We start from the raw sequence: 19147 nt of genomic DNA, 5'->3' as shown, positions 1-19147 counted from the left end.
GATTTTGACTGTGCCCCAATACTGTCCTCAGCCTTCTCCACAGATGGCGGGGATAAGTATTTATGGCGTCGAGGGCGCGGGCGGTGCTGCGTGTCGCAAACCCCCCGGTCAGGCCGGACCCGTCCGCGATTCCACATCCATCGCAGCCGGCCATTCGACCTTCGGCGCCAGACGAAGCGCCAGGTTGTGGGACGGCACTTCGTTAGGGTCGTTGAATTCTCGTACGGGTGGCACGGCGTCGACCCCGTACTGCATGTAGGCGCGCACGTAATCCCAGGAACTGCCTTCGTCCTGGTAGACGCTTAAGGGAAACCGGTCGATGACTTGGTTTGTGCCGGGCTTGACGACGGCCACGGATACGCCCCACGAAATCATCAAGCCGCCTTGCCCGGTGGCCCCCCGTTGCCGCCAGACTTCGGCACGCAGGTCGGCCCAATCATAGGACTTCGTGGTGACCTGCCATTTCGCGAATGGATTCCACCAGACGTGTTCAAAGCTGTACACGTATACGGTTCGGCGTAAACGGTTAAAACGAACCGGCTCGTCGCGCGGGATGGCGGTGTCTATGCGTATGCAGTGGTATGCCATGGCGCCGGTCATGATGCCCGGTGCCAGGATTTGCAACGAGAAGACGATGCCGTGCTCCCAGCTGCTACAGGCCATAGCCAGCACAGCTAAGGTGAAGCAGATTGGAAAGATGGCGAAGAACATTAATAGCCCGCGCATTTTTGTAGAGCGACGGGAAATCTCCAGATAGGCGTCGTTGAGCGCGTTGAGTGTAGGGGCATGATGGGGCTGGACTTCAGCGCGCTCGCCGTCCATGGGTGCGGCTAAATCGCGTTGCCACCCCCGATATGGTCTATCAAGTAAAGGTCTTTGGTTTGCCATAATTCCGGTTCTGAAAATAGGGGCGGCTAGGGGCCTATGCACATAGCGACTCGCGCACGTTATCGAAGAGTGGTTAGCACCAGCTCTGCAAACAATTCGGGCTGAGTTTTGTCGGGCCAGTATTTCGCCTTGACGGTTGCGGACTCAATGTCCCGTTCCAGAAAAGCCAGAATGAGAGTTCCGGCAATCAACGGATTCATAGACGTCGGCATACGCGCGGCGTTGGCATCTACGTGGTAGCTCGGGCGCTTCTGGGGCCGAGACAATTGCACCGACGTCGAAGCGTTGCACTGTTCAACAACGGCGATGTGGTTGCCGTCGTAACTTTTTAAGCTCACGTGCATCGTGTACGCAGAGAGTCCTGGATCCCACGCGGGAAGTCGAATGCGGTATACAAGCGCTTGCGACCAGATCGGCTCTACGCTGGAGATATCCAGTGTTGGCTGGGGGTTGTTAACGAACTCTGCCGCCACATCCAGGCCCAAAATTGCTGCGTTCAGCGCGCCGATGGCCGTGTATTGATCGCTATTGGCCGCCTCGTTTTTGACCAATTCGGCTTCAAGGCTGGGGGAGGGCGGGACGGTGATGACAGTTTTTGCGCCATTCCACCAAACCGCGGGAGATTCGTTGTGCACTCCGAAATAGCATCTCCTACACCACTTTTCCAACGCGGTGGACTGATGGTCTTTGGCACTTTGCGAGCTGGCGTAGGCGGCCAGGCCCAGAGCAATCGCTAAACCTAATGGTCCCATCAGTGAACTTAAGCCGTAATAAGCGGCTACGGCGCCCATCGCACCGCCCGTTAGCGCGAATCCCGCAGCCCAGCTGTAGAGACTCCTTGCGGGGAAGTCGCCGGCGCGTTGATTTCTATAAGCCGCAAAGCCGAACTGCACGGCGTCCGCTGCTCCCGACAGCGCACTGGTCACGCCACCAAACCGAATCAGTCCCTTTCCCACGGCCAGTGCATTTACCGCGTGCGCTTGCGCGATCAAGGCTTTCTCCATCGCCTGGGCCACGCTTCGTATCGCCACGCCCGTTGCTTCGATTCCGACGCCCATCACGCCCGCCGCGCTTGCGGCCACGCCAGAGACGGCTTCGCGGTATCGGCCACCCGCCACGCGATCCAAGTCGTCCAAACTGGCCTTAAGCCCGTCCTGTTGAAAAAACAACGCGCCCATGGACAACGCCACGTCCAAGTTCGCCATCCCGCGCATACCCACAAAAGCCGTATGCGCCCGTAGCTTTGCATCCGCAGCCGTGGTTCGTAGTTGCCCGACTACCGCGTGTGCCTCAGGCTCCAAACTTCCAAGGCCCACCACCACGCTGCGCCAGCCAGTGTCCATGGCGTCTGCGCCAGCGTCCGACACGGCAATTAGCTTTTCTTTCAACCCTTCTGCGTTATCCGCCACCCAGAACGTGGCTTTGAATATGTGGTTCTGAGCCGGGCCGGGCAAGGTCAGCATGCCGCTGAATATCAGCGCACGGGCCTTCTTGCCGGTCTCCTTCGCGGCCTTGTCGTATTGCTGGCGAATTTGTTGAGTGAGTAATTCCTGATACTCGCCCAGCGTCAGTTCGATCTGAACTCGCAGCAGCTGGGTGCGCTCGTATAGCAGCAGGGCGGCTTGATGAACTGTCGTCGCGACGGGCAGAAGCCGTTCTTGCGCTCGCGCTTCCAGCACCGTCATCGCGTTGATCATCGCGCCTTGCAGTTGGCCCGCCGCGTCCCTTACGCTGCTGCGTAGATACATCTCACCTTCTTGCGAAGCCATCACGTCTTTGATGGCGGCATACAGCTTGCCGGAATCATTGGCCTTGAAGCCTTCGGTAAAGGTCGGGCGCAGGCCTTCAAGCAGGCGGGCGTTCTTGGCCAGTAGCGCCTGGTACAGAATGCTGTCGGGGTTTTCCAGCAAGGCCTTCCACAGCTGCTGCGTGGGACCAAGATCGGCGCCGTCAACGGGGGGCGCTTCGCTGGGGCCGCCGTCCAGGCAGGCCGCCACCATCTTGGTGTACGCCGCTGCCGAGTGCGGATCGGTAGCCGAGTAGTCGTATCGCGCGATGCGCAGCCAGGCCAGGGATTGCAGCCATGCGACATAGCGGGCCGCCATCGTATCTATCAGTCCTTGCCTGCGCTGCCATTCCTTATCGTGCATGTCCTGAAACTGCTGGCGACGCGGCTCGCTGTAGCGTTGTTCCAGGCGTTCGTGATACTCAGCCGTGATGCGCCTGGCTGCGATCTCCGTTTCGCGTGGGACATCCACCGGCGGCAAATGGGAACGCGTGCCCAGCACCGGATGGTCATTGTGTTGTCGGCGGTATTCGATCTGTTTTTCGACTTCCCGTACCGCTTGCGTGCGTGCCCAGGTCTTCTCCAACTCTCTGATCTGCACCAGCGCCGCCGATGTAAAAAGCAGATACTGCCGTTCGGCATTGCCCGCCCATGCGAGCCGGTCGTTAATCAACAAATGGCGTTGTTGATTGAATTCCAACACCGCGCCCACCGGATCGGGCAACGCCAATACCGGCACACCTTGCGGCAGGCCTTGCGTCTTTGCGATGTCGTCGACGTAATCATTCAACGGCACAAACCTGGGGGTACGTGTACGCACCGCATGCCGGCTGCCGAAATCCTCGCCGTCGTAACGGTATTCCCACACGCGATCGGTCAGAAACCCATCGGCGAATTTCAACCCGTGCAATACCGTTTGGGGCGTTTCTCGCAACGTCGTCAGATCCACTTTCAAGAACCGCGCGGATGGCGCCGTCTGCGCCTTGTAGGCATCCAACACCGGCTCAGGCCACCGGTCTTGCGAGAACGCGATCCACGCTTCCTTGTAGGCCTTGGTGTCGACGTGTATGAACGAAGCGCGCACGTCGTGCCCTACACCCGTGCAAGCCTGGGACAAGGGGCGGGGAGTGCCTTCGGGCATTCGGTACGGATCATATTGGCGCATGTGCCCGTCGGCGGTGACTTGGTACGCGTGCCAGATTTCCTGATCCAGCAGCACATACACAAACCCTTCGCGCAGTAGGCGATAGTTGCCCGGCTGCATATCGATGCGTACGCGGTCTTGTTCGGGATCGAAGGGGGACGGCCCCGGCGGCAATGCCGCATCGCGCAGCAACAGGATCGGCATCCCGCTGCGCTCACACGCGCGGCAAGTACCGACCGGCACCGCCATGGTTTCCAATACCGCCAGCCGAGCCTGATAGGCGAACGAACCCGCATGCGAACCCATGATGCAACTCCCCGTAAATGCCAACACGTCGCGACCGCAATGCCGTCGGCATGCCGTCAAGCGTTCGGATCGGCGCGCGGCACGTTCGACAGGTACGCGCTCGCGCTGGTCCGATATCGGAGCAATGCAACATCCGTGCCATGAAACCGAATCTAAAAAATAGACGCGCGATATCAATGGCTTGCGGCGAAATTGGCGGACTTGTAGTGGCATGCGCTGCGTGCCATGCCCGGAAAACGCCCGCTTTTCACGAGAAATCGAGCCAGAGTTGACTCGATTAAAAATAACCTGCGTCTTATCAACGACTTATAGCGGGCCAGATTTGGCTCGATCGGGTCAAATCTGGCTCATCTAGTCATGCCCCGGCGCCAGCCCCCACAAACGCGGCGCAAAAAAAAGCCCCCCGACGTGTCAGGGGGCTTGATCGCCCGGAGGTAGATCGGGCGATCGGCGCCGGTGGGCGTGGCCCTGCCGGCTGCGGCGGCAATCAGGTGTTCAGTTTCTTGACCCAGTCCACGTAGCGGTCGACCCAGCCTTGCAGGAACTTGCGGGTGCCTTCGTTGGTGATCGTGTATTGGTCGTCGATCAGGCCGTCGGAATATTGCAGGAACACTTCCGGCGTGGTCAGCGCGATGGCGCCTTCGGCGGCCAGGATGTTGCGCAAGTGCTGCTGCATCATCGCGGTGCCGGCGGCGCTGGGCGATGCGCCGACGATGCCGGCGGCCTTGCCCGGCCAGGAGTTCTGGCCCCACGGGCGCGAGCCCCAGTCGATGGCGTTTTTCAACGCGGCGGGCAGCGAGCGGTTGTGCTCGGGCGACACGAAAAGCAGGCCTTGCGCGTCGGCGATCTGTTGCTTGAGCTTGGCGGCGGGGGCGGGCAGATTGTTTTCGTTGTCCTGGTTGTACAGCGGGATGTCGCCCAGGCTGACGTAGTCGAACTTGAAGTCTGCGGGAACCAGCTTTTCCAGCGCACGAGCCAATCGCAAATTGATCGAGGCGGCACGCAGGCTGCCGACGAAAACTGCAATTTTGTAGGTGCTCATGGGCAAATGCTCCAACGGGAAAGGGAAAAGCCAGTGTAGACCTGCTTGGCGACGCGCTCAATCATTGTCGCGTTATGTCTTAATGCAAGCCCCGCTGTCCTGCGGCAGAGCAGGCCAGCGGCTTGGCCGCGCGCGCCATGTCGGTGACAGCGCCGCGGCCGCGCTTCGTCCTTCAACGGTCACACCATCAGGCTGACATGCGCCGACACCACGCGCCACCCTGCGGGCGTGCGCATCCAGGTCTGGCTTTGGCGGCCGATGCGGTCGCTGCCCTCGCGTTGGAATTCGATGTTGGTGGTGGCGAAGTCCCTGCCATACGTGGTGAGGGCGGTGCGCAGGACGCGCCGTGCCAGGCCTTGCGGCGAGCGTCCGGCGCGGAATTCGCGGATGGCCTCATAGCCGTACAGATTTTCGCCGGCGCCGTAGCGCAAGGTGTGCGGGCTGTTCCAGAACAGCGTGTCCAGTTCGTGGACGTCGTTGGTCACCAGCGCGGTTTCGTAGCGCTCGAAAGCGGCGGTGACCTCGGCCACGACGTCCGGCAAATTGATGTCCATCTCTGTTTCTCCGCATGCACCGGCATGGTGCGTTGTGTAGGGGTAATCACCAATATGGTGTGTGTTGCGGTGCGCAAGTTTCGGCGCGTAACGCGTTGATGTCGTTCACGCCAGGGGAATGCTGCACCGCAAGGCTGGCACGGGGATTGCTAGGGTTAACACTGCATAACAAGCTACACCGTTGCCCAGGAGTTCCGTCATGTCCAGTTCCGCTGTTTCCGCCCCGGTCACCATGCTGGTCACGCGCCATATCGCGCCCGAACGCTATAGCGATTTTCTGTCCTGGATGCGCCAGGGCGAAATCCTGGCGGCGGGGTTTCCTGGATTTTTGGGATCGGGAGTGCTGCAACCGCCTGAAGGGGGCGATCAGTACCAGATCGTGCTGCGCTTCACCGACGAGGCGAGCCTGTTGCGGTGGGAAAAATCCTTGCCGCGCCGCATGTGGCTGGAACGCGGGGCGAACCTGGTGCGGGCCAGCCATGAACACCGCGTCAAAGGCACGGACGGCTGGTTTGCGCCGAAGGCCGCCAGCGCGCCGCCGCGCTGGAAGCAAGCGGTGAGCATCTGGCTGGCGTACTTTCCGGTGCTGCTGGTGTTCTCGATTCTGGTCAGCGAGCATTTGAGCGTGCTGCCGGTGTTCTGGCGCGTCTTGATCACAAGCGTGATATTGACGCCGATTATGGTGTTCATCTGCATACCGGTGATTTCTCGGGTGCTGCAACGGTGGCTGCGGGCGGGGTGATGCCGCGCACCCGTCACGCCGCCTTGGCGGGACGGGTGGAATACAAGCGGTGCAGCGTGATCTTTCGCACCGCGCTTTGGCTGTCGCGGATATGCGCTTGCAGCAGCTGCGCAGCGGCGGCGCCGTCGCGGCCAAGCACGGCGCGCAGGATGGCGCCGTGTTCTTCATAGGTGTTGTCGATACGGTCTTGCAGCGTGAAGTCCAGGCGACGCACGATGCGGATGCGCTCGGTGGCCGCGCGATGCACGCGTGCAATCTCCGGGTTGCCGGCAGCCGCCACCAAGTCGATATGAAAGCGTTCGTCCAGGTCGGCCAGCCATTCGCCGTCGCTGGACCGGTCGCTTGGCGCGACCAGCCAGGTGTCGGCCAATGATTGCAGCGCGCGCAGCGGATCGGGGCCCTGGGCCGGCAAACACAAGGCATGGACCGCGGCGGTTTCCAGCACGCTGCGCAGTTCGTAGAAGTGGTCCAGCGTATTGAAGTCCAACGGCTTGACCAGCCAGCCGTTGCGTTGCCGAACCTCCAGATAGCCTTCACGCTCCAGCCGGAACAGCGCTTCGCGCACCGGCGTGCGGCTCACTTGCAGCCGGTCCGCGATTTCGGTTTCGGTAAAGCGATCGCCCGGCGCCAGCCGGAAATCCAGGATGTCCCGTTTCAATGCACCGTAGGCGGTGTCGGCCAGGGTGCGGGGCATGTCGATGGCGGCGAATGCGGATTCCATAACGGGCCTTGGATGTCGAGTGGTGGGACGGTCGGACGGTGGCGGAAGGCGATGAAAAGAAAGCTCAGACCGGGCGCACGCGCGCCGCGCCGGCGTGTTCCAGCGTGTAGGCGGCGGCCAGGCAATCGGCTTCGCGCCAAGGCGCGCCGATCAATTGCACGCCCAGTGGCAAGTGGCCGTCGTGTTCGGTCTCGGGCCAGGTGGGCGCGGTGCAGACGGGCAGGCCGATACATGAGATGGGTTGCGTCAGCAGCCCCATGCTGGCTCGCGCGGGCAGTTCCTTGCCGGCCAGCGTCAGCCAGTCGGTGCCGATGGGCGTGGCGGACACGGGCGTGGCGGGCGCGATCAGCACGTCGTACTGGTCGAACAGCGCCATGGCCTCGCGGTAGACGCGGTGGCGGATGCGTTGTGCCTGCTGCACCCACGCGGCGGGCACCAGGCTGCCGGCGACGAGGCGGTCGCGCGAATAGGGTTCGTAGTAGTCGTAATGCGTGACCAGCTTGCGCCGATGCAGCGCGCCGCCTTCGGCCGCCGTGATGATGAAGGCCGCGGCGCGCGCTTGCGTAGCGCCGGGCATGTCGACGATGGCGGTGGCGTCCAGCGCGCGCGCGGCGATCTCGACGGCGCGGCGGGCTTGCGGGCCGGCCCAGTCGGCGAAGTAGCCGCCCAGCACGGCCACGCGCAATGTGCGCGCGCCCGAGGCTAGCGTGTGCAACACGGGGTCTACGGCATGCTGGGCGCAGGCGGCGTCGTCCGGGTCCGGGCCTTGCAACGCATCGTAGGCGGCGGCCAGGTCGCTGGCGCTGGCGGCAAAGGGGCCCAGGTGGTCCAGGCTGCCGACAAACGGAAACGACCCCGTGCGCGGCAGGCGGCCATAGGTGGGTTTCAAGCCGAAGACGCCGCACAGCGAGGCCGGCACGCGGATGGATCCGTTGGTGTCCGACCCCAGGGTCAGCGGCACCAGCCCGCCCGCCACGGCGGCCGCGCTGCCGCCCGAGGACCCGCCTGCGATGCGGCTGGTGTCGTGGGGGTTGCGGCAAGGGCCGTAATGCGTGTTTTCGGTGGTGAAGCCGTAGGCGTGTTCGTCCATGTTCAAGGCGCCGATCAGGACCGCGCCGGCGTCCCGCATCCGCGCGACCAGTCGCCCGTCTTGCGCGGCGGGCGGGTTGGCGGCGTTGACGCGACCGCCTGCCAAGGTCACTTCATCAGCGATGTCGAACAGGTTTTTGACGGCGTAGGGCACGCCTGCCAGCGGCGGCAATGCTTCGCCACGCGCGCGGCGCGCGTCGATGGCGGCGGCTTCCTGGCGCGCGCGGGCTTCGGTCACGGCGGTAAAGCAGTTGTACGCGGGGTCGCGTTCGCGCACGCGGGCCAAGGTGGCGTCCAACACCGCCAAGGCGCTGCGTTCACCGCTGGCGACCTGGCGGGCGATGTCGATGGCGGGGCCGCTCACGGACGAAACACCGATGCGGATTCCAGTTCGACGGGCAGGGGCTCGTCGACGAAGCTGGCCGCAATGTCATGAATGCGCGAGAACTGTTGCACGACTTCGGCCGTGGCGGCCTCGCGCAAGGCGTAGCCCGACAGCGCCAAGGCGCTGCGCACATAATGGTCGATGGTTTCCTGGGTCATGGCGGATGCTCCGATAGACGCGTTGGGGGTTTGCCTGAAGAGGTTTGCCTGATGGTGCTTGCCTGAGGATCTGCCTGCGCAGTCGCGGTGGTGACCGGCCTACCGGTCTACCGGTCTACCGGCGCACCTCGCGCTGGAAAATCTCCAGGCTCAGTTTCTTCATCTGAATAAAGCTGGGCTCGGACAGCGTATCCACCGTGCGCGGGCGGGCATCCGTGTAGTCCAGGATCTCGGCCACGCGGGTGGGGCGCTTGGTCAGCAGCAGCACCTGGTCGGCCAGGTACACGGCTTCTTCCAGATCGTGCGACACCAGCAACATCGTGGTGCCCGTTTGCAGAAACACTTCTTGCAGCTTTTCGCGGATGAACAGCGTCATCTCGAAGTCCAGCGCGGAGAAGGGTTCGTCAAGAAACAGCACCTCGGGTCCGGGGGCCAGCGCGCGCATGATGGACGCCGTCTGCTGCTGCCCGCCACTGAGTTCATACGGGTAGCGCTTGAGGTCGAACTTGACGTCGAACGAGGCGACCAGCTCTTCCACGCGCGCATCCACTTCGGCCTTGCTGCGGCCTTCCAGACGCAGCGGGTAGGCAATGTTGTCAATGGTGCGCAGCCACGGGAACATGGCTTCGCGGTAGTTCTGGAACACGTAGCCGATCTTGGTTTGCGCCAGGGACTTTCCGTCGAACAGGATCTCGCCTGAATCGATGGGGATGAGGCCCGCGATCATGTTGATCAGCGTGGACTTGCCGCAGCCGTTGGGGCCGAAGACCGACACGATCTTGCCCTTGGGGATGTCCAGGTTGAAGTCTTCGTACAGCGGCCAGCCCGCGAAGTACTTGGTCAGGCCACGGATGGTGATGTGCGTGCCCAAGGGGCCGGGCGCGAACGGCGCGGCGGCGGGGGCGGGGGCGATGATGGGGTTGATGACGGTGGACATTTATCGGCCGCTCCAATGGACCACGCGCTTTTCCAGCACAAGAAAAATAATGTTCAGCACATAGCCCAACGCGCCGGCCGCCAAGATGGCCGCGTACATCTCGCGCACGTTCAGCACCTGCTGCGCGTTGATGATGCGATTGCCCAGGCCGCTGTCGGACCCGATGAACATTTCCGCCACGATCACGATCACCAGCGCCATCGACACGCCGCTGCGCAGGCCGACGAACGTGGGTTGCAGGCTTTCCCAGATCAGCACGTCCTTGAAGATCTGCCAGCGCGATGCGCCCATCACGCGGGCCGCCATCACGCGCTGCTTGCGTGCGTTGATGACGCCATAGGCACTGTTGAACAGAATCACCAGCACGGCGGCGAACGCGGCGATGGCGATCTTGTTCATGTCGGTGACGCCAAAGATCATCAGGAACAGCGGGATCAGCGCGGACGACGGCGTCGACCGAAAGAAGTCCACCAGGAACTCCACGCTGCGATACGCCTTTTCATTGCTGCCCAGCAGCACACCCAGCGGCACGCCGATGACGCCGGCGATCACGAAGGCTTGCAGCGTGCGGTTCAGCGACGACAGGAAGTCCCACAGCAGCGGCCCGCCGGCCAGGCCCTTGACCAAGGCCACGATGGTGGCGCTGGGCGTGGGCAGCAGCACGGGGCTGACCAGTTGCAGTCGCACCACCAGGTCCCAGATCACGAAAAGCACCAGGGGGCCGATCAGCGGCAGAAAGCGTGCGCCGTTGAACTTGCGCGGCGGCCGCCTGGTGGGGGCGGAGGGGGCGGTCATGGCGGTCGGTGCCTTTGTCGCGGTCGCGGTCGTGGTCGCGCTTGCGGGCACGGTTGAGGTTGCGGAAGTCGCTGTCGTGGCTGTCATGGGTCAGCCCTTGTAAAGCATGGTCGACACGTCGACCTTTTGCGCGAAGATGCCCTTCTCGGTGAACAGGTCGAAGAACTTCTGGAAGTACTGGATGTCGCTGGGCGTGAACTCGTTGTAGAGCGTGTAGGCGGCCAGCGGCACTTCTTCGGTCATGGGGCCTTCGATGGCGGTGTAGCCCTTCAAGAAGGGGCGCGCCTCGGCCGGCTTGGTGCGGATCAGTTCGATGCCGCGCGCGTAGGCCGCGATGAATTTCTTGCTTTCTTCCGGATGCTTTTTCAGGAACGCGGTGGTCAGCGAGGCCGACCCGCCAAACCACGGCGCCATCGGATCGCCCAACACGTACTTGGCGATCACGCCTGTTTCCAGCACGCGCGTGGTGCCGTTCAAGCGGCCCACCGTGCCCGTGGGTTCCAGCGTGTAGCACGCATCCAACTGGCCGGCGGCAACCGCGGCCACGTGCTGGCTGATTGCCAACTCGACCACGGTTGCTCCGGTTGCGCCGGCGCGCTCCAGTACTGCTTTGGCCAGCGTGGCGTTCTGGATGCCGGGTCCAGATCCGACCTTTTTCCCCTTGAGGTCTGCTATGGATTTGATGGGACTATCTTTCGCGACGATGAACTCATCCAGCACGTTCTTGGCGTTGCTGGGGTTGGACGCAAAAATCTTGAACAAGCCGGGCGAGGCGATTTCGCCGATGGCCAGGTTGGCCGAGCCGGTGCCGTTGGCGCTGCCGTCCGCGCGACCGGCCAGCATGGCTTCCATGACCTGCTGCGCGCCTGCGAACTTCAGCGGCTCGACGTTCAGGCCCGCTTCCTTGAAGTAGCCTTTTTCGACGGCCGCGTAGAACGGCAGGCCGGCGGCCACCGGCCAGAAACCGATGCGGATCACCGGGCCCGACTGGGCGCGCACCAGCGCGGGCGCGGCCAGCGTCGCGGCGCCCAGGGCAGCGCCCTGGATCAGGCGGCGGCGGGTGGCGTTGAAGGCGAAAGGCGCATTGCGGTTGATCATGAAGGCTCCTGGAGGGCTTGCTGTGAAAGGTGTTGCGACGCTTGCCTTGTAGACAAGCTTGCATACCAGTCATCAAGCAAAACCCGTGCCAGGTTTGCCGGGGTGGGGTTAGCCCTGGGCGGCGCGCGCGGCGGCCTCGCGCTGGTGCCACGCGTGAACCATTTTGGTGCATGACGCACCACTGAAGGGGACAGTTCGAACGCCGGGCGGGGCGTCAGAAGGCCGGCGGACGCGGCGGCGTCAGCCCACCAGGCGGTTGGCCAGCGGTTCTGCGCGCGTCCAACGGCGCAGGTTGTCTACAAACAGGCTGCGCACGCGTGCGCGATTGCCGTTCGAGAAACCCGCGCTGTGCGGCGTCACGATGACGTTGTCCAAACCCCATAGCGGGGACTCCGGCGGCAGCGGTTCTTGCTGGAACACGTCCAGGAACGCGCCGCCCAGTCGGCGCGCCGACAAGGCGTCGATCAAGGCCGCTTCATCAACGACGTGGCCGCGCGCCACGTTGACGACCGACGCGTGCGCGGGCAGGGCGGCCAACGCCTGCTGGTCGATCAGCCCACGCGTGGCCGGCGTCAGCGGGCAGGCCAGCACCAGCCAGTCGGCCGGTGGCAGCAGGCTGCGCAGGTCGGCATAGGTGACGGTGTGGCGCGCTTGTGGCACGGGCATGGCGGAATGGCGCACCACCGACAGCGTCAGCCCCAGCGCGCCCAGCAGCGCGCCAATGCGTTGGCCGATGCCGCCCCAGCCCACCACCACGGCGTGTTGCCCAGCCAGATCGCGTGGCGTGCGATCGCCCAATAGAGGCCGCCACGCGCGTTCGCGCTGATCGGCGGCCAGCAGGGGCAGGCGGCGCGCCAAGGCCAGCACGCCGGCGATGGCGGTTTGCGCAACCACGGCGTCGGTCGCTCCTTGTGACGTGGTGATGGCGACGCCGCGCGCGTGCAGTTGCTGATAGATGTCGCGGTCCGCGCCGGCCGAGTGCACATGGACCCATTGCAGCTCAGGGGCGGACAGCAGCGCGTCGTAGTAACGCGCCGTGTCGGGCGTGATCTGGAACTTGGTGGACGCGCCCGTGATGTCGCGCGAAATAAACGCGACGTGCGCGGGGCACGGCTCGCCGGGCTGCGGGTGGCAGAGCGCGATGCGCGGTGCATCAACGCTTGCCAGCCCCTGGCGCAGCGCGCCCGCCTCGGCGGGCGAACAAAGGATGCGGATCTCGTCGTGCGGCATGGATGGCTCGGTGGTGACGCAGTGGGCGGCGGCTGAGGGGGGCGGCTGCTTAGGGGCGAGTGCTCAGGGGCGAGTGCTTAAGGGCGGCTGCTTAGGGATGTAGCTGCTTAGGTGTGCTGCGTAGGCGTGCTGCTCAGGCATGCTGCTTAGTTGGCGGCCGGTTGGAACTTGCGCACCAGCGCGGCCCATTTGTCGTGTTCCGCGCGGATGAACGTGGAGAACTGCGCGGGCGTTCCACCCACGGGCTCGGCGCCTTCATGCAGCATCTGCGCCTTCAGCGAGGGCAGGGCGGCGTTGACTTCGCGGTTGATCACGGTGACCACCTCGGGCGGCGTGCCTTTCGGGCCGAAGAAGCCAAACCATGAGCCGGCATCAAAGCCCGGATAGCCGGACTCGGCAATAGTGGGCAACTCAGGCAGGGTCGCCGACCGTTGCAGCGTGCTGACGGCCAGCGGGCGCAGCTTGCCCGCGCGTATCTGCCCGATCACCGACGGAATGGTGGCGAACATGAAGTCGATGCGTCCGGCCAGCAGGTCGTTGACCGCGTCGGCGCCCTTGTACGGCACGTGCGTCGCCTGCACCCCCAGTTGGTCCATCAACATATAGCTGGACAAGTGCGACGACGTGCCCACGCCGGTAGAGCTGTAGTTCAAGTGCTGCGCCTTTTTGACGTAAGCCAGAAAGCTCTTGACGTCCTTGGCGGGCGAGGACGGCGGCACGACCAGCACGTTGGGCACGGTGGCGATCTGCACCATCGGCACCAGGTCGGTCAAGGGGTCGAACGACAGTTTGGCCAGCGACGCATTCACCGCGATGGGGCCCACGGAATTGACGATCAGCGTGTGCCCGTCGGGCGCGGCGCGCACCACGAACTCGGTACCGATGTTGCCGCCCGCGCCCGGTTTGTTTTCCACCACGAACGGTTGCTCCAGCTTCTTGGACAGCGCGTTGGACATGCTGCGCGTCAGCGTGTCGGTGGTGCCGCCGGCGGTGAACGCCACGATCACTTTCACAGGCTTGTCGGGGTAGTCGGCGGCCATGGCGGGCGGCGCGGTACAGGCGCAGGCCGCCGCTGCGGCGGCGAGCAGGGCTCGGGCAGTATTCATCGTTGTCTCCGTCCGTGGTTGTCGTTTGGATAGGTCGGCGCCGTGCCGCCACGTCGGCCGGCGCCATTGAAATGCAAGATCGAATGCAGGACTCCAATGCAGGACTCCAATGCAGGAATCCGTCGTCGCTCAGGACGCCGGGGTCAATCCCGAAAGCCGGGGTCGATGCGGTCCAGCTTGCGCAGCAGGGCCGGCCATTCCATGACGCCGTAAGGGCGCCGCGTGCCGGGCTGATAGTTGTTCCAGGTTTCTTCCAGCACGGCGGGGCTGACCTGGCGCAGCGGCGAACCCGTGGCCATGGCCGCCAATTGGGCGCGGCAGGCCAGCTCCAGCCGATGCATCCAGTTAAAGGCCTCGCCCACCGTGCGGCCCACCGTCAGCGCGCCATGGTTGCGCAGGATCAGCGCTTCGCCCTGACCCAGGTCCTGCAACAGGGATTGCTGCTCTTGCAGGTCCAGCACCACGCCCTGGTAGTCGTGATAGCCAATCTTCAAAAAGCGCATGGCCGTCTGCGTCAACGGCAGCAGCCCGCAGTCCAGCGAGGCCACAGCCATCGACGCCCAGCTGTGCGTGTGGATCACGCAGTCCACGTCATGGCGCGCGGCGTGCACCGCGCTGTGGATCACGTAGCCGGCCTTGTTGATGCCGTAGTGCATGTCGCCAAAGTCCGGCTTGGCCAGGATGGTGCCGTCCAGGTCCACCTTGATCAGGCTGGACGCCGTGATCTCTTCGTACATCATCCCGTAGGGGTTGATGAGGAACGCGTTGTCTTCGCCAGGCACGCGGGCCGAGATGTGGTTGGCCATCATGTCGGCCATGCCGTAAAGCTCGACCAGCCGGTAACAGGCGGCCAGATCGACACGGGCCTGCCATTCCTGGTCGGAACAGTGCGGCCGCATGGAAGCAATGGGAAGCGTGCCCGGGCGTCGGGAGTCAGTGGTCATCAGCTTTGCAGAGGTCCGTTGCCGCGGCACCATGCCACGGCGTTCACCAATGCAATGTATGCGTGTGACCTGGCGCGGCCTAGCCCTGCGCCCGGCATGGGGGCATCACGAATCCAGAAGGGTGGCACCGGGCCAGCCGCCGTGGCGCACCTGCGCACGCATCACGTCCACCAGCACCACGCGCGCGGCCAGCGCGGCGGGTGACAGTTCTTCGTCGTTGATGCAGTAGACGGCGTTGCGGCGGTACAGGAAGGGGTCGTCGATGGGGTGCATGTTCAGCAGCCCGGCCTCGGCCCGCGCCACGGCGGCGCCCGGCTGGATGGTGGCGATGGGGTTGGCCTGCACCAGGTCCATCAAGGTCGTCAGCCCGTCCACTTCCACCGCCACCCAGGGCTCGATGCCGACGCGTTCGAAGGCGGCTTCTACCCAGGCGCGCAGGCCATGGGCCTTGCTGGTCACGGCCAGGGGCAGGCCCGCCAACTGGTCGATGGTGGCGGGTTCGCCGTCGGGCAAGGCGAACACGCCGCGCTGGGCCAGCAGGAACAATTTTTCGTCCAGCACCGGGATGGCGCTGCGGCCCTGGCTGCTGTCATTCTGGAACAGCACCGCCAGATCCAGGCGCCGGTTGTTCAGCTGGTCGCCCAGGTTGCCGGACAAGCCTTCGACCAGATGCAGCCGCACGTTGGGATAGCGTTCGGCCATGGCCGCGTAAAACGGCCGGGCCAACATGGACGCCGTGGTGGGCGCAAAGCCCACGCTGACCATGCCCGACAGCCGGGCCTCGCGCGCGGCGGCCACGGCGTGTTCCGCGTGCCGCAGTGTCAGCCGGGCCTGGCGCAGGAACGCGGTGCCGGCGGCGGTGGGCACCACGCCGGTGTGCGTGCGCATCAGCAAGCGCGTCGCCAATTCGCTTTCCAGGCGGCTGATCTGCTGGCTTAGCGCCGAGGCCACCACGCCCAGATCGCGCGCTGCCCGGCCGATGCTGCCAAGTTCGGCCACGCGCACGAAGTAGCGGAGTTGACGCAGTTCCATGGTCTTCAAAACGGGGACGGTAATAGCGGGATAGTAGCGGCACGCTTTGGTGGCGCGCATTTTTTTGCGCGGATGTCGTTCAAAAAAATGTCAGGTATCTGACTTGGCGCTGAACATCAAACGAAAATTGTTTACACTCGCATCCACAAAATTGAAGTCGGAACGGCCCGCCGCGGGGGCGGACACCGTTCGAGTCACGGGAGAAAGTCGATGCGCAAGTTGTTGTTGGGGGCGGTGTTGGCCGCAGCGGTATTCGGGGGAACGGCCCACGCGGCGGCGGAACCCCGTGCTGTCGTCGCCACCTATTCGGATCTGGCGCTGGCGGGCTATGAAGATTCGCTGGCCGCCGCCAAGACGCTGCGCTCTGCCATCAACGCGCTGATCGCCAAGCCCAGCCCCGACACGCTGAAGGCCGCCCGCGAAGCCTGGCTGGCCGCGCGCGTGCCCTACCAGCAGACCGAGGCGTATCGCTTCGGCAACCCCATCGTCGATGACTGGGAAGGCCGCGTGAATGCCTGGCCGCTGGACGAAGGCCTGATCGACTATGTGGATGCCTCGTACGGCACCGACAACGACGAAAACGCCTACTACGCCGTCAACGTCATCGCCAATTCAAAGATTTCGGTCGGCGGCAAGACGGTGGACGTCAGCAAGATCACGCCGCAGCTGTTGTCCGAAGTGCTGCACGAAGCCGACGGCAACGAAGCCAACGTGGCCACCGGCTATCACGCCATCGAATTCCTGCTGTGGGGCCAGGACCTGAACGGTACCGGCCCGGCGCCGGCGGACCGCAAGGGCACGCCGCAAGAACGCCATTCGGGCAACCGCCCGCATACCGACTTCGACACCAAGCAATGCACGGGCGGCCACTGCGAACGCCGCGTGCAATTCCTGAAGGCCGTGACCGACCTGCTGGTGACCGACCTGGAAGAAATGGTCGGCAACTGGAAGAAGGACGGCGCGGCGCGCAAGGCCGTGGAAGAAGATCCCAAGGCGGGCCTGATCGCCATGCTGACGGGCCTGGGCAGCTTGTCGTACGGCGAATTGGCCGGCGAACGCATGAAGCTGGGCCTGATGCTGCACGACCCCGAAGAAGAGCACGATTGCTTCTCGGACAACACCCACAATTCGCACTACTACGACCAGATCGGTATCCGTAACGTCTACCTGGGCACCTACACCCGCATCGACGGCAAGCAGGTCACGGGCGCCAGCCTGTCTGAACTGGTCAAGGCGCGCGATCCCAAGCTGGACGCCGAAGTGCGCGCCAAGCTGGACGCCACTGTGGCGGCCATGCAGGCCATGAAGACGCGCGCCGAAACGGTCGAAACCTACGACCAGATGATCGCGGACGGCAATAAGGAAGGCAACGCCGTGGTGCAGGCCGCCATCGACGGCTTGGTGGAGCAGACCCGCAGCCTGGAACGCGTGATCACGTTGCTTGAGCTTGGCAAGGTAGCCATCGAAGGTTCCGACAGCCTGGATAAACCTGACGCCGTATTCAAGTGAAACTCGTTCTAGCCGCCGTACTGGCGGCGTCGGCCTGCGCCGGCGCCGCCGCTGCCACCGAAGTTACTGCCGGGCGTGACGACTTAACGCCCGAAGACCAAAAACGCGTCACCGCCATCACCGCGCCCACGCGCGATTTCTCCAAGGTTGAAACCTTCGAGACCATGCAGGCTGGGGCGGCCACCACCAATAAACTGATCAACGCCGATATCTTTTCCCAGCCCTCGGCCAACATGAGCTTCGAGGGCCGCCAGGAATTTCAGGTGGGCAACGGCCTGTTCCGCAAGGACTGGGTGTCGGCGCCGGCATCGACGCAGGCCTCCGACGGCCTGGGGCCGCTGTTTAACGCGCGCTCGTGCCAGGCCTGTCACACCAAGGACGGGCGTGGCACCGTGCCAGGCTTCGACCCCCTGGAACGCACCGACGCCGTGGCGCTGCTGTTGCGCCTTGCGGTGCCGCGCGGCCCGGACCGTGGTCATCCGACGCTGGCGCCGGGCGAATTGGCCGAGTTGCCCGAACCCGTCTACGGCGTGCAATTGCAGAACTTCGCGGTGGCGGGGCTGCCGGCCGAAGGCCGCATGGAAATCGAATACGCGCCCATCGCGGTGGCATTGAACGGCGGCGAGACGGCCACGTTGATGAAGCCCACGTATCGCATCGAAAACCCGGGTTATGGCCCCCGGCGCGCCGACACGCAGATTTCGCCGCGCCTGGCGCCGCCCATGATCGGATTGGGCTTGCTGGAATCCATACACGAAGCCGACATCCTGGCCAACGTGGGCGCGGACAAGCGCGACGGCATCGTGGGCAAGCCGAATTGGGTGACCGACGCGCGCAGCGGCAAGCGCGTGCTGGGCCGCTTCAATCTGAAGGCGGGCCAGCCCACCGTCGAACAGCAGAGCGCCGCCGCGTTCTCCAACGACATGGGCCTGTCCACGCCGCTGTTCCCGAAGCATTCGGGCGACTGCACGCCAGCGCAAAAGCAGTGCCTGGATATGCCGCATGGCGCGCAGCCGCGCTTTGGTCCGGAAGAGGTGCCGGCCAAACTGATGGACTTCGTGACCATCTATTCCACCAACCTGGCGGTGCCGCAGCGCCGCGACGCCGACGACGCGCGCGTGCTGGCCGGCAAGAAGCTGTTCTACGAAGCCAACTGCGTGGCGTGTCACGTGCCCAAGTACGTGACCAGCCGCAACGCCAAGCAGCCGGAACACCGGTTCCAGCTGATCTGGCCGTACACCGACATGCTGGTGCACGACATGGGCGATGACCTGGCCGATGGCGTGTCCGACGGCCAGGCCACCGGCCGCGAGTGGCGCACGCCGCCGCTGTGGGGTATCGGCCTGACCAAGACCGTGAATCCCACGGCGACGTGGCTGCACGACGGGCGCGCCCGGACGCTGCTGGAAGCGGTGCTGTGGCATGGCGGCGCGGGCAAACCCGCGCGCGATCGCGTCGTGGCGATGACGCCTGACGAACGCGCTGATCTGATTCGTTTCCTGGAGTCGTTGTGATGGCATCTATGACGCAAGCGGGGGTTAAGGCTGCGCGGGGCAGGGCGATTGCGTGGAATGCTCCGGTGACGAAGAGCGCCGCATTGAAGTCCACCGCATTGAAGCCCACCGCGCTGAAGGTCACCGCGCTGAAGGTCACGGCGCTGAACACTCTCGCAGTGAAGGTC

Annotated in this window: 17 protein-coding genes; 3 read left to right on the top strand and 14 right to left on the bottom strand. The window is 64.3% G+C overall.

The features are described 5' to 3' along the window. Positions 1-108 precede the first annotated feature (108 nt). The 4 genes from AC0Z35_RS26670 to hpxZ form a co-directional block, all read right to left on the bottom strand. Positions 109-822, bottom strand: a complete 714-nt coding sequence (locus AC0Z35_RS26670; protein WP_314363519.1) for a DUF6708 domain-containing protein — start codon at positions 820-822, stop codon at positions 109-111. Between the two features lie 125 nt (positions 823-947). Then, positions 948-4124 carry a T6SS effector BTH_I2691 family protein gene (locus AC0Z35_RS26665; RefSeq protein ID WP_485133175.1) on the bottom strand — a complete coding sequence of 1059 codons (3177 nt, stop codon included), beginning with the start codon at positions 4122-4124 and terminating at the stop codon, positions 948-950. A 487-nt stretch (positions 4125-4611) separates the two neighbouring features. After that, positions 4612-5166: an NADPH-dependent FMN reductase gene (locus AC0Z35_RS26660; protein ID WP_046804184.1), complete on the bottom strand. Its 555-nt coding sequence runs from the start codon at positions 5164-5166 to the stop codon at positions 4612-4614. Positions 5167-5345: 179 nt separating this feature from the next. After that, the gene (gene hpxZ, locus AC0Z35_RS26655; protein WP_485133176.1) at positions 5346-5720 is read right to left on the bottom strand and encodes an oxalurate catabolism protein HpxZ; all 375 of its coding nucleotides are present in this window, start codon (positions 5718-5720) and stop codon (positions 5346-5348) included. Between the two features lie 199 nt (positions 5721-5919). Between hpxZ and AC0Z35_RS26650 the strand changes: the two genes are divergently transcribed. Continuing rightward, positions 5920-6462 (top strand): antibiotic biosynthesis monooxygenase, encoded by a 543-nt coding sequence (locus AC0Z35_RS26650; RefSeq protein ID WP_219990605.1) that lies wholly within the window; start codon positions 5920-5922, stop codon positions 6460-6462. Positions 6463-6475: 13 nt separating this feature from the next. Here the strand turns inward: AC0Z35_RS26650 and AC0Z35_RS26645 are convergent, their stop codons facing one another. From AC0Z35_RS26645 to AC0Z35_RS26600, 10 genes are all read right to left on the bottom strand, one after another. Continuing rightward, the gene (locus AC0Z35_RS26645; protein ID WP_046804181.1) at positions 6476-7183 is read right to left on the bottom strand and encodes a GntR family transcriptional regulator; all 708 of its coding nucleotides are present in this window, start codon (positions 7181-7183) and stop codon (positions 6476-6478) included. A gap of 64 nt (positions 7184-7247) precedes the next feature. Next, on the bottom strand, positions 7248-8636 hold the full coding sequence (locus AC0Z35_RS26640; protein WP_485133177.1) for an AtzE family amidohydrolase: 1389 nt from the start codon (positions 8634-8636) through the stop codon (positions 7248-7250). Next, positions 8633-8815 carry a DUF4089 domain-containing protein gene (locus tag AC0Z35_RS26635; protein WP_046804179.1) on the bottom strand — a complete coding sequence of 61 codons (183 nt, stop codon included), beginning with the start codon at positions 8813-8815 and terminating at the stop codon, positions 8633-8635. The genes AC0Z35_RS26640 and AC0Z35_RS26635 overlap by 4 nt, the downstream gene beginning before the upstream one ends. A 115-nt stretch (positions 8816-8930) precedes the next feature. After that, positions 8931-9752 (bottom strand): ABC transporter ATP-binding protein, encoded by an 822-nt coding sequence (locus tag AC0Z35_RS26630; protein ID WP_046804178.1) that lies wholly within the window; start codon positions 9750-9752, stop codon positions 8931-8933. Further along, positions 9753-10547, bottom strand: coding sequence for an ABC transporter permease (locus AC0Z35_RS26625; protein ID WP_485133178.1), 795 nt, complete (start codon positions 10545-10547; stop codon positions 9753-9755). A gap of 90 nt (positions 10548-10637) precedes the next feature. Then, positions 10638-11645 carry an ABC transporter substrate-binding protein gene (locus tag AC0Z35_RS26620; protein ID WP_485133179.1) on the bottom strand — a complete coding sequence of 336 codons (1008 nt, stop codon included), beginning with the start codon at positions 11643-11645 and terminating at the stop codon, positions 10638-10640. A gap of 240 nt (positions 11646-11885) precedes the next feature. Continuing rightward, positions 11886-12875, bottom strand: coding sequence for an NAD(P)-dependent oxidoreductase (locus AC0Z35_RS26615; RefSeq protein ID WP_485133180.1), 990 nt, complete (start codon positions 12873-12875; stop codon positions 11886-11888). Between the two features lie 146 nt (positions 12876-13021). Next, on the bottom strand, positions 13022-13981 hold the full coding sequence (locus tag AC0Z35_RS26610) for a Bug family tripartite tricarboxylate transporter substrate binding protein (RefSeq protein WP_104144225.1): 960 nt from the start codon (positions 13979-13981) through the stop codon (positions 13022-13024). A 143-nt stretch (positions 13982-14124) separates the two neighbouring features. Further along, positions 14125-14925, bottom strand: a complete 801-nt coding sequence (locus AC0Z35_RS26605) for a class II aldolase/adducin family protein (protein ID WP_104144226.1) — start codon at positions 14923-14925, stop codon at positions 14125-14127. A 105-nt stretch (positions 14926-15030) separates the two neighbouring features. Further along, positions 15031-15957 (bottom strand): LysR family transcriptional regulator, encoded by a 927-nt coding sequence (locus AC0Z35_RS26600; RefSeq protein ID WP_046804208.1) that lies wholly within the window; start codon positions 15955-15957, stop codon positions 15031-15033. A gap of 210 nt (positions 15958-16167) precedes the next feature. Here AC0Z35_RS26600 and AC0Z35_RS26595 point away from each other — a divergent pair, with 210 nt between their 5' ends. Next, positions 16168-17466, top strand: a complete 1299-nt coding sequence (locus AC0Z35_RS26595) for an imelysin family protein (RefSeq protein ID WP_485133181.1) — start codon at positions 16168-16170, stop codon at positions 17464-17466. After that, positions 17463-18980 (top strand): di-heme oxidoreductase family protein, encoded by a 1518-nt coding sequence (locus AC0Z35_RS26590; protein ID WP_485133182.1) that lies wholly within the window; start codon positions 17463-17465, stop codon positions 18978-18980. The genes AC0Z35_RS26595 and AC0Z35_RS26590 overlap by 4 nt, the downstream gene beginning before the upstream one ends. Positions 18981-19147 lie beyond the last annotated feature (167 nt).

The organism is Achromobacter sp. 1L-A-4-B-C2 (assembly GCF_057291955.1).
Note: the sequence above shows the minus strand (reverse complement) of the source record. Positions and strands in the feature narration are given on the sequence as shown.